We start from the raw sequence: 18,403 nt of genomic DNA, 5'->3' as shown, positions 1-18,403 counted from the left end.
TCATAAAATTATATTTAGAGGATAATTTTATGATTAAAGCCTTAAAGAACTTAAATCTAGGGACAAAAACAACTGTTTTCTTAGCTTCTGCATTATCTATTTTATTAATTGGAATGAACATATTTACTGCTTCATATACTCACGATATTATTACTAATAAAGTAAATAATCAATTAGAACAAAGACTTGATGAAATACATACAACAATTACAATTTATGATGATTTGATTAAAGATACTGCAAGTGATTTGCATAAAGCCTTTAAATCACAATTTAATGATTTTAAAATTGATAAAAATAGACAAATAGATGTAAATAATGTTATTACAAATACATTAATATCAAATAATATTGTATTAAATAATAATAAAGATTTTGTTGATAACTATACAAAACTTCAAGGTTCAATTGGTTCAATATTTATAAAAGAAGGTGATGAATTTATAAGTATTTCCACATCAATGAAAAAGCCTGATGGAACTAGACCACTTGGATCAACTATAAAAAAGGGTTCTCCTGCATACAACTCATTACTTAAAAAAGAGAACTACTTTGGTGCAGTTCATCTTTTCAATCAAGAGTATATGTCTGTGTATAGTCCAATCATTAAAAATAATAAAATTATTGGTGCTTTATATATTGGATATAACTATACTAGAAGTTTTAACACATTAAAAAATAATCTAAAATCTAAAGTTATTGGAAAAACGGGTCATCTTTTTATTGTAAGTACAAATAAAAAGACAAAAGGTTCATATATTATTAATAAAAATGATTATGAAAAAAATATATTAAATGATCCTGATGCTAAAAAATATATAGATAAACTATTTTCTTCAAAAAAAGGTAGTTTAACATATACAAGAGTTGATAAAAACAATGGTGAAAAATATCAAAGAACATTAATATTTAAAGATTATGATAGCAGAGATTGGAAAATAGTTTTAAGAGCCACAAAAAGAGAGTTTTTTCAAGAAAGCACGGAGTTTATTACTACTCTTGTTATAATTAGTCTTTTTTCAATAGTTCTAATAACTGCTTTAATTTTATATGTTATAAAAAAACTTATAAAAAATCCTATACATAAATTTCAAGCAGGGCTTATTGAGTTTTTTAAATTTTTAAATAATGAGAAAGAGAATACTCATACTATAAATATAGATACAAATGACGAAATAGGAGCAATGGCAAAACTTGTAAATGAAAATATTAAACAGATTGAAAAAAATATAAATAAAGATAAAATGCTTATATCAAATACTGTTGAAGTTGCAAGTGAAGTTAATAAAGGTTTCTTAGATAAAAGAATAGATGCTAATTCAAGTAACCCTATGCTAAATGAGTTAAGAGATGTGGTTAATAAAATGCTTGATAGTACAACAAATCATATAAACAGTGTACAAAGACTTTTAAATGCATACAGTAATTATGATTATACTAAGTCATTAAAAATCGACAATGTTCAAGCAGATATAAAAAAACTTTTTGAAAACAGCAATTTTTTAGGAACGTCAATAAATGAACTTTTAAAACAAAATTTAAATGATGGATTCACTTTAAAACACTCATCAGAAGAGTTAAAAGAGCTTACTTCAAAATTAAATATTAGTTCAAATGAACAAGCAGCTAGCTTAGAAGAAACAGCAGCTAGTTTAGAAGAGCTTACATCAACTATGCAAAGTAGTCAATTAGCTATGAAAACGATGAACGAAACATCAAATAAACTAATTCATCAAGTAGAAATAGGAAAAAAATCTGCAAACAATACAGCTATTTCAATGGATAATATAAATGAACAAACAAACTCAATTGCTCAAGCTATTACAATAATAGATCAAATAGCTTTCCAAACAAATATTTTAAGCTTAAATGCAGCAGTAGAAGCAGCAACAGCAGGAGAAGCAGGAAAAGGTTTTGCAGTAGTTGCACAAGAAGTTAGAAATCTTGCAAATAGAAGTGCTGATGCAGCAAATGAAATAAAACAAATAGTTGAAAGTGCTACAATTAAAGCAAATGAAGGAAAGCAAATTGCAAATGAGATGATAGAGGGATATACACTTTTAGAAGAGAGTATCATAAAATCAAAAGAGTTATTTGAAGAAGTATCAAATAATTCTAAAGAGCAGTTACATGGTATTGAACAAATAAATGATGCTGTTAATTCACTTGATCAAATAACTCAATCAAATGCGCATATTGCAAATAAAGCTGATGACATATCATCAAATACAAATAAAATAGCAAACAAAATTGTAAAAGAAGCACAAAAAGCAAAAATTAAAGAGTAAGAAAATCTTACTCTTTGATATTTTTTATTACAAACTCATTTGGCTTTAAATACAATAAATAGCCCTCAACCTCATCACTTTTTACAATATCTTTTATAGCTTCAACATATGTATTAACTTGAGTTTTATGCTCCAAAAGCTCTTCTTTTGTAGTTTTATAATCTAAAATATAATATCTATTATCTTTTTGCAAAAGTAAATCTATTATTTTAATCTCACCATTATAAATTATTGATTGTTCACTTGTAAAATTTGCATCTTTTATAAGATTTTGAAACTTTTCATTTTCAATCATAAGAGAAATTCTATTTTCAATTTTTATAAACTCTTCTTTACTTAAATAGTTTGAGTATTTAAACAGTGCTAAAGATATTGCCTTTTTTAAACTCTGTTTTGTAAAATCACCTAACATCTCCAAACAATAATGAGTTGCTAAACCAAAATATCTATTATATAAAGAGTTAGAATAATCAGCTTCTTCATCCTCTTTTTTTATTATATTATCTTGTGTTCCTAAAACTAAAGGAGTATATTCTACTTTTTGAACTTTTTCATAATTTTTTGATTTTTTAGTACTTAAATAAACATCCCCTATTGTCAAAGGCTTAATACTTAAAATATCAAAAACTGAACTTTTTTGTTTTTTAAATATTATAAGATTTTGTTTTGCTCTTGTTAGTGCAACATATAAAATATTTAATTCATCATCAAAAGATAAGGCTTTCTCTTTTTCTAGAGCTTTTTTATAAGAGTTATTATAATACTCTAAATTCTTAATCTTATAATATATATTTTTTAAAAATACATCTTCATACTCAAAAAGAAGAGAACTTCTATCTGCATTTTTTTTCTTAATTCTATCAAGTAAAAATACTGTTTGAAACTCTAAACCTTTTGATTTAAAAATAGTAAGTATTTGAAGCCCTGTTTGTTCGCTATTTAAAATAGAAGCTTCTAACTTGTCAATTTCATATACAAAATCAACTACTGTTTCATAAGCTGCTACTTCTTCTAATAGTTTAATAACATTGTCATCCATTATTTTTAAAGTTGTTGCTATGGTTTTAATAACTTCTTGTAAATTGTTTTTATACAAATCAACTTTTATATTCAAATCATTAAGTGGGGCTTTTCCTATTAGTGCATTTACATTCTCTTTATAAATATCTTCTTTAAAATAAAAATATTTAATCATATTAATAACAGCTTTTACATTCTCTTGATTTATCAATTTTGAAGTCATTTCTGTTGAGATTTTTAGACTTGGGAATTTTTCACTTAAATATGAATACAATGCTAATACATCAGAGTTTGTATAAGTTAAAATTGCTATATCATTACTATTTACACCTTTTTGCATTAATGAAGCAATTTTAGAAGCGATATTTTTAAATTTCTCTTCATCTTCATCTAAAGCTTCATCTTCAAAAACCTCTACATATCCATCTTTATTTATTGATAATTGATCATAATATTCATAGTTTACTAAAGGCTTAAAAAGTGAGTTTACATAATTTACAATATTTTCACATGATCTAAAGTTTGTATTTAAAACTTCTACTTCAATTAAAGGATTAGTTTTTGCAACATAATCAAATAACTCTCTTTTTCCACCTCTGAATCTATAAATTGATTGTTTTGTATCTCCCACATAAAAAAAAGATTTTAATTTTTCATTACTACCTGATAATATCTCATCAATTAATGGTTTTAAAATCTTATACTGCAACAAAGAAGTATCTTGAAACTCATCAATTAAAATATGTGAAAACTTTGAGTCTAATCTAAAATATAAAAACTCTTTATCTATTTTTGTTGATAAAAGTTCATAAACTATATTTGAAATATCATTAAACTCTAAATAGTTTTTTGCTTTATTAAATGAAAACTTAAACTCTTTAAACTCATGGAAAAGTTCAAAAAGTTTACTAAGTGAATATGCAGAACGAAGCTTGTAATAGTTTATCAACTCTTGTTTTAATGCACTAAAATGTGCTTCTAAAACATCTGTAGTAAACTTTTTAAAGTAGTTATAATCCTTTGCACTCTCTTTTAAAAACCAATTTTTTGTAAGAAGTTCATCAAAAGTTTCATAATCTACTGCTTTTTTAGCAGCATTTGAGGCTATATCACAATTTAGTACAAACTCTTTTATTTTCATGGCATGAACCATGGCTTGTTTTTTTTGCAAAGGAATCAACTTTGCATCAATAGAAACCACATCAATATCTTCGTTTTTTTCCAAAAGAAGCTTAAAAAGATCAAATAAAGAGTTAAATTTTTTATTCTCATACCAAGAAAACTCTATTAATTTATCAAAACTATTAAGCTCTAAAGATTGTAAAAATTTATAACTTAATGTTTCTATATCATCTTGTTTTATATCAAAATCATCACTAATTCCTATATATCCACAAAACTCTCTTAATATTTTATTTACAAATTTATCAATTGTAAAAATAGATAGAGTTGCATTTACAAACTTCTTAACTAAAAGATGCTTCTTACCTAAAATTTCTTCTTTTGAAAGATTTGATTGAACTGCAATAGCATTTAAATAAGCTTCATCATCACCTAATGTTTGCAAGGTTTTATAGATTCTCTCGCTCATCTCATTTGCAGCTTTATTTGTAAATGTTAAAGTTAAAATTTCACTTGGGTTTGCACCATTTAATAAAAGTGTTATATATCTTACTGTTAATGCAAAAGTTTTTCCACTTCCTGCACTTGCTTTTAATGCTAAATATTGTTTCATAAATTTATAGTACAAAAGAATTCTTAAATTTTCCCCTATATTAATATTAATATTTACTTATTTTATTGTTTTAATGTTATTATTAAGGTTATTATTTTTTTGGGAGTGAATATGCAGACAAAAAATAAGATTATCTTCCTTGTAATTTTTATAACATTCTCTATGTTTGTTTTATTAATTGCAAACTTAATCTACAACTTTAGAGATTATGGAGTAAAAAACATTGATGCAAAAGCCCAAGCTTTAGCAAAAACAATAGAACACTCCTTAACTTCTCAAATGGTAACGGGTGTAATTGAAAATAGAGAACTATTTTTAAGTCAATTGGAAGATTTACCAAATATTGATAAAATTTGGTTAAGTAGAGGAAAAGATGTTGTTGATATGTTTGGTATTGGCTTTAACAATGAAATAGCAAGAGATGCAGTAGATAACGAAGTATTGCAAACAGGTCAAACAAAAAGAGTTATTACAGAAAATATCTTTTCAAAAAGTCATTATAGAATTACTATTCCTTATATTGCTACAAGTCAAGGTAAAATTGACTGTATGAAGTGTCATACAAATGCAAAAGAAGGTGATACCTTAGGTGCCATTACTATTACTATGTCTATTGATGACTCAAAAGAAGTAGGTATTACAACAGTTACGCATACAGCAGTAATTGCATTGGTTTTAATGCTAATCATTGTCTTTTTAATTAATTTCTTAATCTCACCATTTTTAAGTCTATTTGATGAGATAAAAAAAGTTATGAATAAAGCTCAAAGTGGTGACTATTCATATAGAGTTGAAAATGCACAAGGTAAAGAGGCGAAAGATGTTGCTTCTTGGATTAATGGCTTATTAGAAAAATTAGAAATCACTCTTGATGCAATAGATTCTAAAATATCTATTTTCTTATCTGATAATTTAAGTGAAGAAAAAGATCACTTAATCAATGTAAAAAATACTGTTGATAGATTATCTGATGTTTATAGATTTAGAAAAACAATCGAATATGATGAATCACTTGAAGAGATCTATTTAAGATTGGCTCATGTATTAAAAGATAAATTAAATATCAAAAACTTTAATTTCTTTGAATCTGATACAGTAAATAATAAAATTGAAGTAGTTTATACACAAAAACAGATGTATTGTAATATTGTTGAAACTGGTTGTAGAGCAGATAGAACAAATACTATTATAGACTCAACGCAATTTAAAAATGTTTGTTCATCTTGTGATAAATGTGATGATGTAAACTATTTTTGTATTCCATATTCAATCTCAAATGAGCTTGATTTAGTTGTATCAATCTATACAGATTCTGTAAAAGAGACACAAAGAATAAGAGAAATAATACCATATATTCAAGACTATATTGATTCTGCTAAAACTGTAATAGTAAGTAAAAAACTTATGAATATCCTTGAATTAAATGCAAGAACAGATCCATTAACAGGATTATTTAATAGAAAATATCTAGAAGATTCTATTAGCAAAATTACTGCACAAGCAACAAGAGCTGATATTAAATTTGGTGTTTTAATGGTAGATATTGATCACTTTAAATTAGTAAATGATACATATGGACATGATATAGGTGATAATGCAATTAAAATTGTTGCTGAAACACTTGTAGAAAATACAAGAGAGTCTGATATTGTAATAAGATTTGGAGGAGAAGAGTTTATAGTATTATTATACAATTGTGATGAAAAATCAGTAGAATCTCTTGCTTTAAAAATCAAAGAAGCATTTGCCCTTAAAAAAATTCCAGCTGGTACTACTACAATTTCTAAAACTATGAGTGTTGGAACATCACTATATCCAAAAGATAGTTCTAATATAAGAGATTGTATTAAGTATGCAGATTTAGCTTTATATGAGGCAAAAGAGACAGGAAGAAACAAAGTAGTTGCCTTTAAACCTGAATTATTAAAGCAGTAGAAAAAACAGATCTACTGCTTCTTTTTTCGTTAAGTATATTTTAGTTATAATATTTTTTTTCAAATCATCTTAGGAAATATTATGCAAAAAAAACATCAAAAAGTTCAAGTCTTACTAGATGCAATTCCTCATATAAAAAAGTTTTATGGAAAAACAATTGTAATTAAATATGGAGGTTCAGCTCAAACTTCACCTGATTTACAAGAAAAATTTGCAGAAGATATCGTATTACTTAAATTAGTTGGTATGAATCCTGTAATAGTACATGGTGGTGGGGCAAGAATTTCAGAACTTCTTGAAAAATTAAATATAAAATCTGAATTTATTGATGGTCATAGAGTTACTAGTGAAGAAACAATGAGAGTTGTAGAGATGGTATTAAGTGGAGATATAAATAAAAATATCACTTCACTTTTAAATTATCATGGTGCAAAAGCTATTGGTATTTCAGGTAAAGACTCTTCAATAATAAAAGCAAAACCAAAAGATAATGGCAAATTTGGTTATACAGGAGTTGTTACAGAAGTTAATGGACAACTTATAAATAATCTAGTAAAAGAGGGGTTTATTCCTGTAATTGCCCCAATAGCTGATAGTGCAACTCCTAGTCATCCTGGCTTTAATATCAATGCAGATGTTGCAGCAAGCAAAGTTGCAAGTGCAATTAATGCTCAAAAAGTACTATTTTTAACAGATATCAAAGGTGTATTGGATAAAGAGGGGAATCTTTTAAATTCACTTGATAAAAATGATGTTGAAAAATATAAAAAAGATGGCACAATTGCAGGTGGAATGATTCCAAAAGTTGACTCTTGCATAGATGCTATTTACAATGGTGTTAACAAAGCACATATTATTGATGGAAGAGTTGAACACTCAATTTTATTAGAACTATTTACAAGTGATGGAATTGGTACACAATTTCTTAGAAAAAATGGAACTAATAATGGAATTGACATAGAAAAATTATTAAATGAAATTTAGAGGGAAAAAATGAACTTTATTGAAACAAGAGGAAATGATAAAATAAAACCATGTGAGGTTTCTTTTAGCGAAGCTATATTAAGCCCAAGTGCATCTTTTGGTGGATTGTATGTACCAAAAGAGCTTCCAAAACTTGAAGATGATTTTTTACAAAAGCACTTAGATTGTGATTATAAAAAATTAGCATTTGATATTTTAAAAGCGTTTGAAATAGATATTACAGATGAAGATATAAATGAAGCATTAGCTTTATATGATAATTTTGATGATAGTTTAAATCCTTGTCCTGTAGTAAAAGTAAAAGATGATTTATTTGTTCATGAGCAATACCATGGACCAACAAGAGCATTTAAAGATATGGCTTTACAACCATTTGGTTCTATTTTATCTTCAATTGCAAAGCAAAAAAATGAAAAATATCTTATTTTAGCAGCAACAAGTGGAGATACAGGTCCAGCTGCACTTAATACATTTAAAAATAAAGAAAATATAAAAATAGCTTGTTTATACCCAAATGGTGGAACTTCTGATGTACAAAAACTTCAAATGGTTTGCGAAGATGGAGATAATCAAAAAGTAATTGGAATAGAAGGTAACTTTGATGATGCACAAACTGCACTAAAAAATCTTTTATCTTCTGAATCTTTTAAAAAAGAGTTAGAAAATGACGGAATAAAACTAAGTGCAGCAAACTCTGTAAACTTTGGAAGAATTATATTTCAAATTATTTATCATTTTCATTCATATTTAGAGCTATTAAGACAAGAAGAGATAACTTATGGTGAAAAAATCTATTTAGTAGTGCCAAGTGGAAACTTTGGTAATGTACTAGGCGGTTTTTATGCTAAAAAGATGGGTGTTCCTATTGAAAAACTTTTAGTTGCATCAAATGAAAACAATATATTAACTGAGTGGATTAATACAGGGGTTTATGATATTTCAAATAAAAAATTAATTCTTACAAAATCTCCTGCTATGGATATACTTAAATCTTCAAATATTGAAAGAGTAATATATCACTTATTTGGAGCAAAAAGAACAAAAGAGTTATTTGATAGTCTAAATGAAAATAAGAAGTTTGAATTAACAAAAGAAGAACTTGATTTACTTCAAAATGAGTTTTCTGCAATAAATTCAGATGATAATTACGGAAAAGAAATAATAAAAAAATTCATTGATAAAAATTATCTTATGGATCCACATACAGCTACTTGTTTAAAAGCATATGAAAACCTAAGAGAGAAAAATCTTAAAACTGTTATTTATTCAACAGCTGAATGGACAAAATTTTCACCAACAGTTTTAAATGCTTTAAAAGAAGATAATAAAACTTATGCTGATAAAGATGCTTTAGAGGAAATATCTTCTAAATATAATGCAAACTTACCACAAAGCATTAAAAAATTATTTTCTTCAAAAATTATTCATGATTCAATTATAGATAAAGAAGATATCGAAAAAGAGATAGTAAAGTTTATTAGAGAAGCATAAGCTCTCTAATAACTAAATCTTATAATTTTTGTGTGTAATTTTCTCACAATACCTACATAAATAGTTTCAATTTGACTTGCGTCATTACACTTTAAGAAAATTAACAATATAATAAACAAATTTTATTTTAAAATAAGGAAGATAAATGTCTAACGAAACAAATAGACGGGATTTTCTTGGATACACTTTTGCTGCAGTTGCTGCAGTTGGAGGTGCCGCTTCTTTAGTTGGTATGAAGAAAGCATGGGACCCACTTCCAAGTGTATTAGCTAGCGGATTTACTGAGTTTGATCTTAGTAAAAGTAAAGCTGGTGAGCCAAGTACAATCATGTGGAGAGGTAAGCCGATTTTTATTCTTAAAAAGACTGCTGAAATGGAAGATTCTAAAAGAGACTTAGTAGTTAATGGTGATAGATTTACTATTGCAATTGGATTATGTACTCACCTTGGATGTATTCCAGCATGGAAAAAAGATATGTGGAAATGCGCATGTCATGGTGGGGAGTTTAATGCTAGTGGGAAGCAAACATTTGGACCTCCTCCAAGACCTCTTGATCTGCCTCCGTTTAGTGTTTCTGGAAATACACTTACTTTAGGTGAAGAAGGACCAGAATACAAAGAAATCGCAGCTGCGATGATGGCGTAAGGAGTTAAATAATGGCAAAATTTACAAAAGCAAACTCTGTTGGTGAGTGGTTAGATCAAAGATTAAACACTACTACACTAAACAAAGTTTTAATGACTGAGTATTGGATTCCAAAAGATATTAACTTCTTATGGGCAATGGGTGTATTATTAGCTACTACATTTGGTATTCTTGTAATTTCAGGAATTTTTTTAATGATGTACTACAAACCAGATGTTAATTTAGCATTTGATTCTGTAAACTACACAATTATGCAAGAGGTTGCATATGGTTGGTTATTTAGACACATGCACGGTGTTGCAGCTTCTGTTGTATTTTTAATCATCTATATTCACATGTTAACAGGTATCTACTATGGTTCTTATAAGCAAGGTAGAGAGATGATTTGGATTTCAGGTATGTTATTATTTGTAACATTCAGTGCTGCTGGATTCTCTGGATATATGTTACCATGGGGACAAATGTCTTACTGGGCTGCAATGGTTATTACTAACCTTTTTGGTGGTGTTCCATTTATTGGTGATGCATTAGTTGTATGGATTAGAGGTGACTTTAATGTTGCTGATGCTACATTAACAAGATTTTTTATGTTACATGTATTCTTATTACCTATTGTAATTATGGCTATTATTGTTGTTCACTTTTACACATTAAGAATTCCTCATGTTAATAATCAAGAATCAGAAGATATTGATTTTGATGCTGAAGCTGAAAAGTATTTAAGTGGAAATAAAAAAGAGTCTAAAGTTATTCCATTCTGGCCTATCTTTATTTCAAAAGATTTAGCTGTATTGGGAATCTTTTTAATTTTCTATTTTTATTTAGTATTCTTCCACTATAGTTTTGCAATGGATCCAGTTAACTTTGATCCTGCTGATAATATGGTAACTCCTGCACATATTTATCCTGAGTGGTATTTCTTGTGGTCATATGAAGTGTTAAGAGGATTCTTCTTTGATATTGGACCTATTAAAGCATTTGATATTGGACTTATCGCATTTGGTTTTGCAAATGTTATTTTCTTTATTTTCCCATTCTTAGACAGAGATCCAGCTGTATTACCAGCTCATAAAAGACCTGGATTTAATATTTGGTTCTGGATTTTAATGGTAGATTTAATTGTATTAACTGTATATGGTAAATTACCTCCAACAGGTATAAATGCATGGGTAGGATTTGTATCGGCTACGATATTTATTATTCTATTTTTATTGTTGCCAATTATTACAAAAGCTGATGCTAAAAAGAGAGGTGCATAATGAGAGAGTTAAAAGTATTAATAGTTGTAGTAGTATTTACTCTTATTACTTATTGGGGAGTTGAGCCATTTGCTCATTCGCAAATGCACCCACATGTTGAGCCAGCTGATTATGAGTATAAAGATGTAGATGGTTTAAACGGACTAACAGGAAATGCAACAAATGGTGCTTCTTTAGTTCAAACTAACTGTACAGCTTGTCACTCAATTGAAAAAGAAGGTTTTCCTCCTGTAATGGATGATGCAACTTCTGCTGCTAGTTATGGTGTTGTACCACCTGATTTAAGTACTGCTGGAAATCTTTATAATGCTGATTATTTAGCTGCATTTATAAAAAATTCTGCAAAAGCTTCAAAAGTTGAACATAAATTCAAAGATGGAAGAATTCATCCAATGCCAGGTTATGAGTGGATGCAACCACAAGAAATTGCTGATATGGTTGCTTATTTACAATCAATTGCACCTGAAGAAATGACAAATAAAGAAGTATTTACAGATGCTTGTCAAAGATGTCATGGTATTAAATATGGGGATATGAAAGGTGGAACAATGGCCGCTCATACTCCAAATGAAAATATCAAAGCATATATGGGGAAAACTCCTCCTGATTTATCTCAATATATTAGAAGTAGAGGTGAATCATACTTACATACATTTATCAATAACCCTCAAAAACACTTAGAGGGAACTGCGATGCCAAGAGTTGGTTTAACTCAAAAAGCTGAGCAACAAGTTATTGATTATATGGAGCAAGTTGGAGATTCTAAAAAAGCTGAAAGAGAAGCACTAGGACCAAAATTTTTAATTTACTTAGTGATTTTCGCAATTTTTGCTTGGTTATGGAAAGCAAAACTTTGGAGAAATCTTCACTAGAAGATTTACTTTTTAAACTAAAAGGCCTAGATTTTTATAATCTAGGCCTTTTTTATTACACTGCTACAATTTTACAAAATCTTATTTCAATTTTTTAATTATTAGCTTTTTTTATAAAACTTAAGTACTGTTTAACAGATTAAATAGTAACATAATTGTAACAAAAATTAAAGGGACGAATATGAAGTTAGGAAAAATCGTTTTAGCATGTACATTAGCTTTTGGGATTGCTAGTGCTCAAGATGTTATGCAAAAATCTATGTCTATCATGGAACAAGGGATTACTCAAATTCAACAAGGTTTTTTAAATAACAATATTGAATTAATAAGAAGTGGTTCAAAACTTGTTCAAGATGGAAATAAATTATTTTCTGATAAAAAAGTAATTGCACAATATTTACCAAAAGATAAAAAACACATGGTAAATGTTGCATCTAATGCTTCTAAAAGAATTAGTTTAGATATAAATATTTTAGAGCTAAACTTAGAAGATAAAGCATATTTAAATGCAGCTAATGCATACTCTGATATCTTAAATGCATGTTCAAGATGTCATTCAATAGTTAGAAGTTGGTAATAAAAAAGATAAACTTAAAAGTTTATCTTTTTTAAATAAGTATTTTTGCAGCAACTGCTGTAATTGCAGTTTGAGACTTCAATATTAATTTTGTATTAAAGCCAACAATTTTTTCTTTATCAAACTTATCTATTTCACTACTAGAAAAACCACCCTCACAACCAATTATTATTGTTTTTATATCATCTTTTTTAGAATCTACACTATTATTTGAAAAATTCAACATATAAGTATTTGGGTTTTCTTTAATAAACTCATCTAGACAGTTTGTCAATTCAAGCTTTATAATATCACTTCTTCCACACTGTTGAGAAGAATTAACAAGAATTTTTTCCATCTTCTCAAAATTTAATTTAAAGTTGTTTTGAGAATAATCACAAGGAATAAAAGTAATCTTACTTACTCCAAGTTCATTTAAATATGGAAGTTCTTTTTCTATAGTTTTAGGATCAACTATACACCAAGCAATGTGTAACTGTTTATCAAGTTTTACAATATACTCTTTTTTTGACTCTAATTTTAAAGAAGCACTTTTTCTATCAATTGAAACTATCTTATAAAAATAAAGATAATTATCTTTTAAATTTCTAAATGCAATTTCATCTGATACTTTATGTCTTCTTGCTTTTATTAAGTGTTTAAAATTATCATTCTCTATATTTAAAACAGCCTCTTTTGCATTTTCATGATAAGTAAACTGCATACTTAAAATACCTTTGAAATAATATATACACTAACTAAAACAAGTAGTTCTATAGTATAAATATTTTTTGCATAAGGTATAAATTCTTCTTGAGCTTTTATATCAGTTGATTTAATAACTCTCATTTTTTTATATCTTTTTATTTCAATTACAAGTAAAAAAATTGAAGCTGCTATCATTATAATAATAGTAAAACTAAAACTTCGTGCATATGCAGAAACAATTGCTCCTGTGTACATAATTACCGCATTACTTAAGTGATACACAGGGGTTGTAAGTTTTAATCTTTTTGCTAATTTTATAAAATCTTTAACAAAAATCAAACTGTAAAAGTTAAAAAGTATAATAGCTAAGAAAAAAAAGATTGCATACACATGTGTTGTTACTGCTTCTTGCATAATTTCCATTGTTTATCTCACTTTTAAAAAATTTTGGTATTATAACAAACTTGTCATAAGGTATTAGTAAAGGAAAAAAATGGCTTTAAACGTTAAAGAAGCACTAAGTATTATAGAAAATTTACAAATAAATTTAAATTATGAAATTATACCCATAGAAAAAAGTATCAATAGAGTTTGCACAGATGATATCTTCGCACAATATGCTCTTCCAAAATTTGATAATTCTGCTATGGATGGCTATGCTATTAGATACGAAGATAGAAATAATGAACTTGAAATTATAGATACTATTTTTGCAGGTGACAATAAACATACAGAACTTAAATCTAATACTTGTGTGAAAATAATGACAGGAGCTAGAGTTCCTAAAAATACAAACGCAATAATACCAAAAGAAGAGACAAAAGAAAAAAATAACAAAATAAAAATAACAAAAAACGTAAAAGAGTTTCAACATATAAGATATATTGGTGAAGATATTAGCTTAAATGAACATCTAATAAAAAAAGGTTCTAGGTTAAATTTTGCAAAAATCACCCTACTTTCTTCGCAAGGAATATCACATATAAAAGTATATAAAAAACCTAAGATTGCTGTTTTTGCTTCAGGAGAAGAGTTAAAACTTCATTATGAAAAAATTGAAGATTATCAAATTTATAACTCAAATACCCCAACATTTCTAGCAAGAGCAATTGAACTTGGTTGTGAAGTTACTTTTATGGGACAAGCAAAAGATAGTGTTGAATCAATAAAAGAACTTATTGAGAACTCACTAGAAGCTGATTTGATTATAACATCTGGTGGAGTAAGTGTTGGAGATGCTGATTTTACAAAAGAAGCTTTTAACACACTTGATTTTAAAACTATAATTGATGGTATTTATATAAAACCTGGAAAACCAACTATATTTGGAAAAATAAAAGATACATATATTTTAAATCTTCCAGGAAACCCTTTGGCTTCTGCACTTATTTTTGAAGTTTTTGGGAGAATGATTGTACAAAAATTAAGAGGTTCTAGAAATATTTTTCACAATTATATAATTGGTAAAATGTCAGAACCACTTAAAAATAAAAAAAGAACTACTGTAATTCCTGGTGATTTTGATGGAGAGTATTTTACACCTTCAAAAAAGAGAGCTCCTGGAATGGTAAATGTACTTTCAAATGCTAATAGTATGATAGTAGTAGATGAAAACAATGATGAACTTTTAGAAAATGATGAAGTTAAAATCTTACCAATTAATTGGAAATTCTTTACGGATATAAAAAAGGATTTTATTACAAAATAGTTACCTTTATATTTATCCATAAATAAATTTTAAATAAATTTTACTATAATATAAAAAAATAAATAAGGTTTTTAATGTCTAAAAGAATAAAATATTTTAATTCAATTATTTTTGCTATACTAATTGTGGGTGCAAATTATACAGTTCAATTTCCAATTAATGAATGGCTTACTTATGGAGCAATATTATATCCATTTACATTTTTATTGACTGACATATTAGGTGAGAATTTTTCAAAAAATGATGTTTTAGTTGTTGTGAAGTCAGGTATTGCACTCGCAATAATTCCTACGATTTTAATTGCAGATTGGAGAATTGCATTTGCCTCTATAACAACATTTTTTTTAATACAACAATTAGATGTTTCTATTTTCCATTATTTGAAAGAAAAATATCAAGATAAGTGGTGGCTTAGAAATAATGCTAGTACTATGCTATCTCAGTTATTTGATACAACATTATTTTTCATTCTTGCGTTTAGTTTTGTTTTACCTTTTGATGTTATTATAAAACTTATTGTTGGAGATTATATGATAAAACTTATTATTGCAATTTTAGATACTCCTATTTTCTACATCTTAGCTATAAAATTGAAACTTTTTAGATTTAAGAGAATTTAATGGAATTTACTTCAGAAATACTACAAGCTTTATCTAAGAGAGCATGGAAACTTTCTTGGATTATAGTATTATATGCTATATTATCCCTTTTTATCTGTTTAAATATAATTGTAAATAAAGAGCTTTATTTTTTAGAAAATTTTGTGACATTAGAAAAAAATTATTTAGAATTGCTTAAATTTTTTTCTGAATCATTTCTTTTATCAATTATAATATTTGGTATATTTTATATTTTAAAAGGTGATTCAGATAATGCTTTAAAAAAATCAAGAACAAAATTATATATAAAGATTAAAGAAAGAGTAAGATTAGTTTTTAAATATAGATATAATTTCCCAAAAAACAACTACTCTGATGAAATTAGATTACTTACTGAAAAAATTAAAACATTTAAAAGAAATGATGATATTCACCATATAGATATTTCAAAACTTAGTTTTTCAATTGTAAATGGAATTGATTCACTTTATGCTATATACAAAATCAATGATAATGAAAAAATATTATTTAGTATATGGTACCCAGGTAACTTTATTGCTATTGCTATTGCCTTAAATAAATCATTAACAGTTTTATCAAGAAAAGAAATAAAAAATAAATTTGAAAATACATTAAATTTGGTAGATAGTGTTAATTCAGAAGATGATAGATTATCTGAAAGAGATGTATACTGGTGGTTTGATATAAAATATAATGTAACGGAAGAATTTTTATTTAATAATATAGAAAAAGAACAAATTTCAAGAAAAGTTGCACATATTTTAACTGTAGGATTACCTATTGGATTGGAACTAATGGGATGGAAAGAGAAAAAATAGCTATACTATTTAGTGGTGGACTTGAAAGCACAGCATTAATTAAATATTATAAAAATAAAAAAAAAGATATTACATTAATATACCTATTTTTTGGTTATGTCTGGGAAGATGCAGAGTTTTTTCATGCTAAAAAAATAGCATCTAAATACAAATTAACAATAGCCACATTTGATTTATCAAAAGTAATCAATACAATTCAATTGGGAAATGTAAAAAATTTAAAAGAAAATATTATTCCATTAAGAAATCTTTCTCTTCTTACCTTCGCTTCACTTTTTATTTACAATAAAAATATATATAAACTTGCGATAGGTATTCAAGGCAATTTAGAATATCCTGACACAAGTAAAAGTTATATAAAAGATATTGAAAAACTTATTAGTATTGGCTTATTAAAGAATGACTTTCAAATCGAAGTACCATTTTATGGGAAAAAGAAAGAAGAAATAATTAAAGAATATTCATTACCTTTAGAATTAATATTTTCTTGTACTAATCCTATAAAATATAAAAGATGTCACAACTGTTATAAATGCAAAAAACTTGATTTTTTAATCAAAAAATACTCATAGGCTATTTATGTTATAATTATCGATTTAAACATAATACTCAAAGGATATAAATGAAATTTAGTGGAAAAAATGTACTAGTTACAGGTGCTAGTAGAGGTATAGGTGCACAAATTGCTAAAACTTTAGCAACACATGGACTTAAAGTGTGGATTAACTATAGAAGTGGTGCTAGTGCTGCTGAAAAGATAAAAGAAGAGATTGAAGCAAATGGTGGATGTGCTGCTATTATTAAAGCTGATGTAACAATTGAAGAAGAGTTTAATGCAGCTATTAAAACAATTATAGATGCTGATTCAGAATTATCATATTTAGTAAATAATGCAGGTATTACAAAAGATAAACTTGCTTTAAGAATGTCAGTTGATGATTTTACTGATGTAATAAATGCAAATTTAACTTCTGCTTTTATTGGTTGTAAAGGTGCTTTAAAAGTTATGGGTAAAAAAAGATTTGGTTCTATTGTAAATATTTCTTCAATTGTGGGAGAAATGGGAAATCCTGGACAAACAAATTATTCTGCTTCAAAAGGTGGCTTAAATGCAATGACAAAATCTTTTGCAAAAGAGGCAGCAGCAAGAGGTATTAGATATAATGCAGTAACTCCTGGATTTATTCAAACAGATATGACTGATGAATTAAAAGATGAAGTAAAAGAGCAATATGAAAAAAATATTCCTTTAAATAGATTTGGTCAAGCAAGTGAGATAGCTGATGCAGTAGCGTTTCTACTAAGTGATCACTCAAGTTATATCACTGGAGAAATACTAAAAGTTAACGGCGGTTTATACGTTTAAATTCCACTAAAAAAATGTTTAAAAGATTTTTTAAAATCTTTTTGGCTATAATACGATGATAATTTTATAAAAGGAAAAAATATGGCATTATTAGATGATGTAAAAGAAGTGGTAGTAGAGCAACTAGATTGTGATATTGCAGAGATCAAAGAAGATTCTAAATTTATTGAGGATTTAGGAGCGGACTCTTTAGACGTAGTTGAATTAGTTATGGCTTTAGAAGAGAAGTTTGATATCGAAATCCCTGATGAAGATGCAGAAGGTATCCAAACTGTTGCTGATGCTATTAAATACATCGAAGAGCACGCGTAATTTTAAACTTTTGAATAAAAAGCTAGACTTCTAGCTTTTTATTTTGTCTTTTTTATTTAAAATCTTGAGTTTTTATTGAAAATTG

At 27.0% G+C, this 18,403-nt stretch carries 18 protein-coding genes; 14 read left to right on the top strand and 4 right to left on the bottom strand.

What is annotated here, in order from left to right; all coding sequences use genetic code 11:
- The first annotated feature begins 29 nt into the window (after positions 1-29).
- Positions 30-2,288: a methyl-accepting chemotaxis protein gene (locus ACTCCZ_RS03980; protein WP_079578262.1), complete on the top strand. Its 2,259-nt coding sequence runs from the start codon at positions 30-32 to the stop codon at positions 2,286-2,288.
- 7 nt (positions 2,289-2,295) lie between these two features.
- Here ACTCCZ_RS03980 and ACTCCZ_RS03975 read toward each other — a convergent pair whose 3' ends face one another.
- A complete protein-coding gene (locus tag ACTCCZ_RS03975; RefSeq protein ID WP_228145317.1) occupies positions 2,296-5,058 on the bottom strand; it encodes a RecB-like helicase in 2,763 nt (920 codons plus the stop codon).
- Between the two features lie 96 nt (positions 5,059-5,154).
- Here ACTCCZ_RS03975 and ACTCCZ_RS03970 point away from each other — a divergent pair, with 96 nt between their 5' ends.
- From ACTCCZ_RS03970 to ACTCCZ_RS03940, 7 genes are all read left to right on the top strand, one after another.
- Positions 5,155-6,978, top strand: a complete 1,824-nt coding sequence (locus ACTCCZ_RS03970) for a GGDEF domain-containing protein (RefSeq protein ID WP_131828683.1) — start codon at positions 5,155-5,157, stop codon at positions 6,976-6,978.
- A gap of 81 nt (positions 6,979-7,059) precedes the next feature.
- On the top strand, positions 7,060-7,962 hold the full coding sequence (gene argB / locus ACTCCZ_RS03965; protein ID WP_079578265.1) for an acetylglutamate kinase: 903 nt from the start codon (positions 7,060-7,062) through the stop codon (positions 7,960-7,962).
- A 9-nt stretch (positions 7,963-7,971) separates the two neighbouring features.
- On the top strand, positions 7,972-9,453 hold the full coding sequence (thrC, locus tag ACTCCZ_RS03960; RefSeq protein ID WP_079578266.1) for a threonine synthase: 1,482 nt from the start codon (positions 7,972-7,974) through the stop codon (positions 9,451-9,453).
- Between the two features lie 145 nt (positions 9,454-9,598).
- Complete coding sequence (locus tag ACTCCZ_RS03955) at positions 9,599-10,099, top strand: ubiquinol-cytochrome c reductase iron-sulfur subunit N-terminal domain-containing protein (protein ID WP_079578267.1); 501 nt, start codon at positions 9,599-9,601, stop codon at positions 10,097-10,099.
- Between the two features lie 11 nt (positions 10,100-10,110).
- Positions 10,111-11,358, top strand: coding sequence for a cytochrome b (locus ACTCCZ_RS03950; protein ID WP_079578268.1), 1,248 nt, complete (start codon positions 10,111-10,113; stop codon positions 11,356-11,358).
- Entirely contained in the window at positions 11,358-12,230 is an 873-nt protein-coding gene (locus ACTCCZ_RS03945; protein ID WP_079578269.1) for a c-type cytochrome, read from the top strand. The genes ACTCCZ_RS03950 and ACTCCZ_RS03945 overlap by 1 nt, the downstream gene beginning before the upstream one ends.
- A 181-nt stretch (positions 12,231-12,411) precedes the next feature.
- Positions 12,412-12,807 (top strand): hypothetical protein, encoded by a 396-nt coding sequence (locus ACTCCZ_RS03940; protein ID WP_079578270.1) that lies wholly within the window; start codon positions 12,412-12,414, stop codon positions 12,805-12,807.
- A gap of 31 nt (positions 12,808-12,838) precedes the next feature.
- On the opposite strand, the gene ACTCCZ_RS03935 is transcribed toward ACTCCZ_RS03940, so the two are convergent.
- On the bottom strand, positions 12,839-13,510 hold the full coding sequence (locus ACTCCZ_RS03935) for a 16S rRNA (uracil(1498)-N(3))-methyltransferase (RefSeq protein ID WP_079578271.1): 672 nt from the start codon (positions 13,508-13,510) through the stop codon (positions 12,839-12,841).
- Positions 13,511-13,512: 2 nt separating this feature from the next.
- The gene (locus ACTCCZ_RS03930) at positions 13,513-13,917 is read right to left on the bottom strand and encodes a hypothetical protein (RefSeq protein WP_079578272.1); all 405 of its coding nucleotides are present in this window, start codon (positions 13,915-13,917) and stop codon (positions 13,513-13,515) included.
- A gap of 70 nt (positions 13,918-13,987) precedes the next feature.
- Between ACTCCZ_RS03930 and ACTCCZ_RS03925 the strand changes: the two genes are divergently transcribed.
- The 5 genes from ACTCCZ_RS03925 (at position 13,988) to fabG (ending at position 18,006) form a co-directional block, all read left to right on the top strand.
- Entirely contained in the window at positions 13,988-15,202 is a 1,215-nt protein-coding gene (locus tag ACTCCZ_RS03925) for a molybdopterin molybdotransferase MoeA (protein ID WP_079578273.1), read from the top strand.
- Between the two features lie 74 nt (positions 15,203-15,276).
- Positions 15,277-15,822 (top strand): queuosine precursor transporter, encoded by a 546-nt coding sequence (locus ACTCCZ_RS03920; RefSeq protein WP_079578274.1) that lies wholly within the window; start codon positions 15,277-15,279, stop codon positions 15,820-15,822.
- Positions 15,822-16,640: a hypothetical protein gene (locus ACTCCZ_RS03915; protein ID WP_079578275.1), complete on the top strand. Its 819-nt coding sequence runs from the start codon at positions 15,822-15,824 to the stop codon at positions 16,638-16,640. Before ACTCCZ_RS03920 ends, ACTCCZ_RS03915 begins: the two co-directional genes overlap by 1 nt.
- On the top strand, positions 16,622-17,212 hold the full coding sequence (locus ACTCCZ_RS03910) for a 7-cyano-7-deazaguanine synthase (RefSeq protein WP_079578276.1): 591 nt from the start codon (positions 16,622-16,624) through the stop codon (positions 17,210-17,212). The genes ACTCCZ_RS03915 and ACTCCZ_RS03910 overlap by 19 nt, the downstream gene beginning before the upstream one ends.
- A gap of 50 nt (positions 17,213-17,262) precedes the next feature.
- Positions 17,263-18,006 (top strand): 3-oxoacyl-ACP reductase FabG, encoded by a 744-nt coding sequence (gene fabG / locus ACTCCZ_RS03905; protein WP_079578277.1) that lies wholly within the window; start codon positions 17,263-17,265, stop codon positions 18,004-18,006.
- On the opposite strand, the gene ACTCCZ_RS03900 is transcribed toward fabG, so the two are convergent.
- Positions 18,003-18,155, bottom strand: coding sequence for a hypothetical protein (locus tag ACTCCZ_RS03900; protein ID WP_404319632.1), 153 nt, complete (start codon positions 18,153-18,155; stop codon positions 18,003-18,005). The two genes, fabG and ACTCCZ_RS03900, sit on opposite strands and share 4 nt — an antisense overlap.
- Between ACTCCZ_RS03900 and acpP the strand changes: the two genes are divergently transcribed.
- On the top strand, positions 18,088-18,318 hold the full coding sequence (gene acpP, locus ACTCCZ_RS03895; RefSeq protein ID WP_079578278.1) for an acyl carrier protein: 231 nt from the start codon (positions 18,088-18,090) through the stop codon (positions 18,316-18,318). The genes ACTCCZ_RS03900 and acpP overlap by 68 nt on opposite strands.
- Positions 18,319-18,403: the final 85 nt, after the last annotated feature.

It is taken from the genome of Malaciobacter sp. (assembly GCF_055140965.1).
Note: the sequence above shows the minus strand (reverse complement) of the source record. Positions and strands in the feature narration are given on the sequence as shown.

What these genes read in the sequence shown, in the direction of transcription:
- ACTCCZ_RS03920 (WP_079578274.1), top strand. Translation starts at nt 15,277, where the DNA reads ATGTCTAAAAGAATAAAATATTTTAATTCAATTATTTTTGCTATACTA.
- ACTCCZ_RS03970 (WP_131828683.1), top strand. Translation starts at nt 5,155, where the DNA reads ATGCAGACAAAAAATAAGATTATCTTCCTTGTAATTTTTATAACATTC.
- ACTCCZ_RS03925 (WP_079578273.1), top strand. Translation starts at nt 13,988, where the DNA reads ATGGCTTTAAACGTTAAAGAAGCACTAAGTATTATAGAAAATTTACAA.
- ACTCCZ_RS03955 (WP_079578267.1), top strand. Translation starts at nt 9,599, where the DNA reads ATGTCTAACGAAACAAATAGACGGGATTTTCTTGGATACACTTTTGCT.
- ACTCCZ_RS03915 (WP_079578275.1), top strand. Translation starts at nt 15,822, where the DNA reads ATGGAATTTACTTCAGAAATACTACAAGCTTTATCTAAGAGAGCATGG.
- argB (WP_079578265.1), top strand. Translation starts at nt 7,060, where the DNA reads ATGCAAAAAAAACATCAAAAAGTTCAAGTCTTACTAGATGCAATTCCT.
- ACTCCZ_RS03940 (WP_079578270.1), top strand. Translation starts at nt 12,412, where the DNA reads ATGAAGTTAGGAAAAATCGTTTTAGCATGTACATTAGCTTTTGGGATT.
- ACTCCZ_RS03980 (WP_079578262.1), top strand. Translation starts at nt 30, where the DNA reads ATGATTAAAGCCTTAAAGAACTTAAATCTAGGGACAAAAACAACTGTT.
- ACTCCZ_RS03950 (WP_079578268.1), top strand. Translation starts at nt 10,111, where the DNA reads ATGGCAAAATTTACAAAAGCAAACTCTGTTGGTGAGTGGTTAGATCAA.
- acpP (WP_079578278.1), top strand. Translation starts at nt 18,088, where the DNA reads ATGGCATTATTAGATGATGTAAAAGAAGTGGTAGTAGAGCAACTAGAT.
- fabG (WP_079578277.1), top strand. Translation starts at nt 17,263, where the DNA reads ATGAAATTTAGTGGAAAAAATGTACTAGTTACAGGTGCTAGTAGAGGT.
- thrC (WP_079578266.1), top strand. Translation starts at nt 7,972, where the DNA reads ATGAACTTTATTGAAACAAGAGGAAATGATAAAATAAAACCATGTGAG.
- ACTCCZ_RS03910 (WP_079578276.1), top strand. Translation starts at nt 16,622, where the DNA reads ATGGAAAGAGAAAAAATAGCTATACTATTTAGTGGTGGACTTGAAAGC.
- ACTCCZ_RS03930 (WP_079578272.1), bottom strand. Translation starts at nt 13,917, where the DNA reads ATGGAAATTATGCAAGAAGCAGTAACAACACATGTGTATGCAATCTTT.
- ACTCCZ_RS03945 (WP_079578269.1), top strand. Translation starts at nt 11,358, where the DNA reads ATGAGAGAGTTAAAAGTATTAATAGTTGTAGTAGTATTTACTCTTATT.
- ACTCCZ_RS03935 (WP_079578271.1), bottom strand. Translation starts at nt 13,510, where the DNA reads ATGCAGTTTACTTATCATGAAAATGCAAAAGAGGCTGTTTTAAATATA.